The organism is Acinetobacter sp. AKBS16 (genome assembly GCF_002899995.1).
Classification (GTDB): Bacteria; Pseudomonadota; Gammaproteobacteria; order Pseudomonadales; family Moraxellaceae; genus Acinetobacter; species Acinetobacter baumannii.
On record NZ_POYH01000101.1, the window covers coordinates 62798 to 66529 of the forward strand.

Here is a 3732-nt window from a genome sequence, read left to right on the forward strand (position 1 = left end):
CTTAAAACAAAAGTGACTGAACTCGCTGAACGTTTAGCGAAACAGCCTACATTTGGTCTATCTCTCATTAAAAAAGCCATTCATCAATCAAGCAATAACACTTTTGATGAGCAAATGCTGTTAGAACGAGATTTACAACGCATTGCAGGCCGTTCCGAAGATTATCGTGAAGGTGTACAAGCCTTTATGAATAAACGTGAACCAAATTTTAAAGGGCGCTAAGCATGACAGATTTAGACTTATCTCGTGCCCGAATTGCCGTTATTGGTTCTGGCACTATGGGCATCGGCATTGCCCAGTTAGCCATTGTTAATGGGCACTCGACTGTTTTATATGATCTAGACGCTCAAAAAGCGCAACAAGCCACTCAAGGCTTAGGGCAGACATTTAAAAAGCTGGTTGAAAAGAGCAAGCTCACACAACAGCAAGCTGATGAAGCTTTAGCGCGTTTAACTGTGGTGAATCAAGTTGAAGCACTGCGTGATGCTGACTTGGTTATTGAAGCGGTCGTTGAGAAAAAAGAAGTTAAACAGTCTTTATTTAAACAGCTCGCTGAAATTTGTAGTGCACAAACCATTTTTGCAAGTAACACATCTTCAATTTCAGTGACTGCAATTGCGGCGGGTATTGCTCACCCAGAGCGCGTAGTGGGTTTACACTTTTTTAACCCTGCACCAGTCATGAAACTGGTTGAAATTGTACAAGGCTTAAAAACACCAAACAGCTTATGTTTGGCTCTAAAAAACTTGATGTTGAATTGGAAAAAAATTCCAGTACTCACCAAGTCGACTCCCGGATTTATTGTTAACCGAATTGCACGGCCGTTTTATGCAGAAGGCTTTAGAGCACTGCAAGAACAAGTCACCAGCTACGACCGACTAGACTATGCTTTAAAGCAATGTGGCGGTTTTGCGATGGGGCCGTGTGAACTTACCGACCTGATTGGGCAAGATGTTAACTTTTCGGTAACCCAAAGCGTTTACCAAGAGTTCTTTTACGAGCCACGCTACCGTCCAAGCCTCGTTCAAAAAGAATTGGTCGATGCAGGTGCTTGGGGGCGTAAGTCAAAACAGGGATTTTATAGTTATAACGAAAAAAATCAGTACGAGACATTTCAGCCTCAAGCTGTGGTTGCCAAGCCAATCGATGCTCATATTCAGCTAAAAGGGACTTGGTCTCAGCTACCTGCGTTTTTAACGCGTTTAGGTTTAAAAAGCGGATCGGCGAGCGACGACAATATCCTTCAAATTGATGATATCGACTTACGCTTAAGCCAAGGTGAGTCGGCCAATATTCATTACTTAAGCCGTAAAGTGGTTTTAATGGATTGGCACCATGATTTTGAGCAGGCGGAGGCTGTGGTGCTCAGTCATAACGAGCTTTGTGAAGCAAGTGATCTGGCTAAAGTTGAGGCTTACTTTGCACAGTTTGGTATCAGCGTGATGTGGATTAAAGACCATCCGGCACTGTTAACCTTACGCACCATCGCTTTACTCATTAATGAAGCCTGTGAAGCAAGTTTACATGGTGTTGCGAGTCTGGAAGATATTGATAATGCCATGAAATATGGAGTGAATTATCCTAAAGGCCCTTACCAGTGGTTGACACAAATGGGCGGTGCTTATGTGCTCCAAACTTTAAATAACTTATATGCACTGTATGGAGAGGAAAAATATCGCGCGAGTATCTACCTCAAGCAATATGTAGCGAAAACTCAAAACATTGCTACTCAATATTCACGTGATATGACCGAATTTGCATAATCAGGAGTCAACATGGAAGACGTTTTAATTTGCGATTTTATTCGTACCCCAATTGGACGATATGCAGGTGCCCTAAGTGTTGTACGTGCAGATGATTTAGCTGCATTGCCCATCAAATATTTAAAAGATAAATACCCGAACCTACCGTGGAATACGGTAGACGAAGTGTTTTTAGGATGTGCGAACCAAGCAGGTGAAGACAACCGTAACGTTGCACGTATGGCAACACTGTTAGGAGGCTTACCTGATACAGTACCAGCCATGACCGTCAATCGCTTATGTGCTTCGGGTTTAGATGCAGTAGGCCTTGCAGCACGCTCAATTAAAGCAGGCGAAGCGCAGTTTGTGTTGGCAGGTGGTGTTGAGTCGATGAGCCGCGCGCCATTTGTACAAGCTAAACCGACCGAAGCGTTTAGCCGTACACCTGAGATTTATGACACCACCATTGGCTGGCGTTTTGTAAATAAGCAACTTAAAGCGCAATACGGCACCGACAGCATGCCGGAAACAGCCGAAAATATAGCTGAAAAATATCAGATTAGTCGTGAAGACCAAGATGCGTTTGCATTGCGTAGCCAACAAAAAACGGCTGCGGCACAACAAAACGGTTTCTTTAACGATGAGATTTTGCCTGTCGAGATTGTAGATCGTAAGAAAAACGTAGTTGTGGTGAACCGCGATGAGCATCCGCGTGAAACGACACTTGAAGCACTCGCAAAACTAAAAGCGCCATTTAAAAAAGAAGGTGGTTCGGTGACTGCCGGAAATGCCTCTGGTGTAAATGATGGTGCTGCGTGTGTGTTAATTACCAACCGTGAATTTGCAAATACATATGGTTTAAAACCTTTAGCACGCGTGATAGGCATTGCAAGTGCAGGGGTTGAACCCAAATATATGGGTATAGGTCCTGTTCCGGCTGTACAGAAAATTTTAAAGCAAACAGGTTTAACGCTAGATCAGATGGATGTGATTGAGCTGAATGAAGCATTCGCAGCCCAATCTTTGGCTTGTATGCGTGAACTTGGTTTAAAAGATGACGATGAACGCGTTAACCCAAATGGTGGTGCGATTGCGTTAGGCCATCCGCTCGGTATGAGTGGTACACGTTTAGTCATTACCGCAACACGTGAGCTAAAAAAACGCGGTGGACGCTATGCACTTTGCACGATGTGTGTAGGTGTTGGACAAGGCGTCGCACTGATTTTGGAAAACTTAAATTAATTTAGACGGTTTTTAAAATTACATAATGAGGAGAGAGGCGATGGACAGCCTTACAACGGATAATGTTGAGCAATTAACACTTGCAGAGCTTAGAGAGCTGCAAACTAAACGGTTAAAACAAACCCTGACTTTTGTATATGAAAATAGTCCGGTCTATAAGAAAAAGTTTGATGATGCAGGTGTACATCCTGATGACTTCGTGACTTTAGACGATCTGGCAAAGTTTCCATTTACCACCAAACAGGATTTAAGAGACAACTATCCGTTTGGTATGTTTGCCGTACCGCAAGAGCAAATTGTGCGTTTACATGCATCATCAGGCACAACGGGTAAATCGACAGTAGTGGGTTACACCCAAAAAGATATTAATACTTGGTCGGACATTGTTGCGCGTTGCTTACGCATGGCGGGTTTAACCGCAAAAGATATGGTTCAAGTGGCTTATGGCTATGGACTATTTACAGGTGGTCTAGGCGCACATTATGGTGCCGAGCGCTTAGGTGCGACGGTTATTCCAATGTCTGGCGGTCAAACTGAAAAGCAAGTTCAGCTTATTCAAGACTTTAAACCGACTGCAATTATGGTTACGCCATCGTATTGCGTGAGCATTATTGAAAAGCTCGAGCAACAATTTGGTACTGCACGTAATACGTCTTTAAAAGTCGGTATTTTTGGTGCCGAGCCGTGGACCAACGAACTGCGCCGTGAGATTGAAGAACGCCTTAATATTAAAGCACTCGATATTTAT

4 protein-coding genes are annotated in these 3732 nt (G+C 43.5%); all 4 read left to right on the forward strand.

What is annotated here, in order from left to right; all coding sequences use genetic code 11:
* Positions 1-222: enoyl-CoA hydratase-related protein (locus C1642_RS20000; RefSeq protein WP_228153998.1), on the forward strand; the 222-nt coding region annotated here is incomplete at its 5' end.
* A gap of 2 nt (positions 223-224) precedes the next feature.
* Positions 225-1763 (forward strand): 3-hydroxyacyl-CoA dehydrogenase, encoded by a 1539-nt coding sequence (locus tag C1642_RS18415; protein WP_103236721.1) that lies wholly within the window; start codon positions 225-227, stop codon positions 1761-1763.
* 12 nt (positions 1764-1775) lie between these two features.
* Positions 1776-2984 carry a 3-oxoadipyl-CoA thiolase gene (gene pcaF, locus C1642_RS18420; RefSeq protein WP_103236722.1) on the forward strand — a complete coding sequence of 403 codons (1209 nt, stop codon included), beginning with the start codon at positions 1776-1778 and terminating at the stop codon, positions 2982-2984.
* 40 nt (positions 2985-3024) lie between these two features.
* Positions 3025-3732: AMP-binding protein (locus tag C1642_RS18425; RefSeq protein WP_146035360.1), on the forward strand; the 708-nt coding region annotated here is incomplete at its 3' end.

What these genes read in the sequence shown, in the direction of transcription:
- C1642_RS18415 (WP_103236721.1), top strand. Translation starts at nt 225, where the DNA reads ATGACAGATTTAGACTTATCTCGTGCCCGAATTGCCGTTATTGGTTCT.
- pcaF (WP_103236722.1), top strand. Translation starts at nt 1,776, where the DNA reads ATGGAAGACGTTTTAATTTGCGATTTTATTCGTACCCCAATTGGACGA.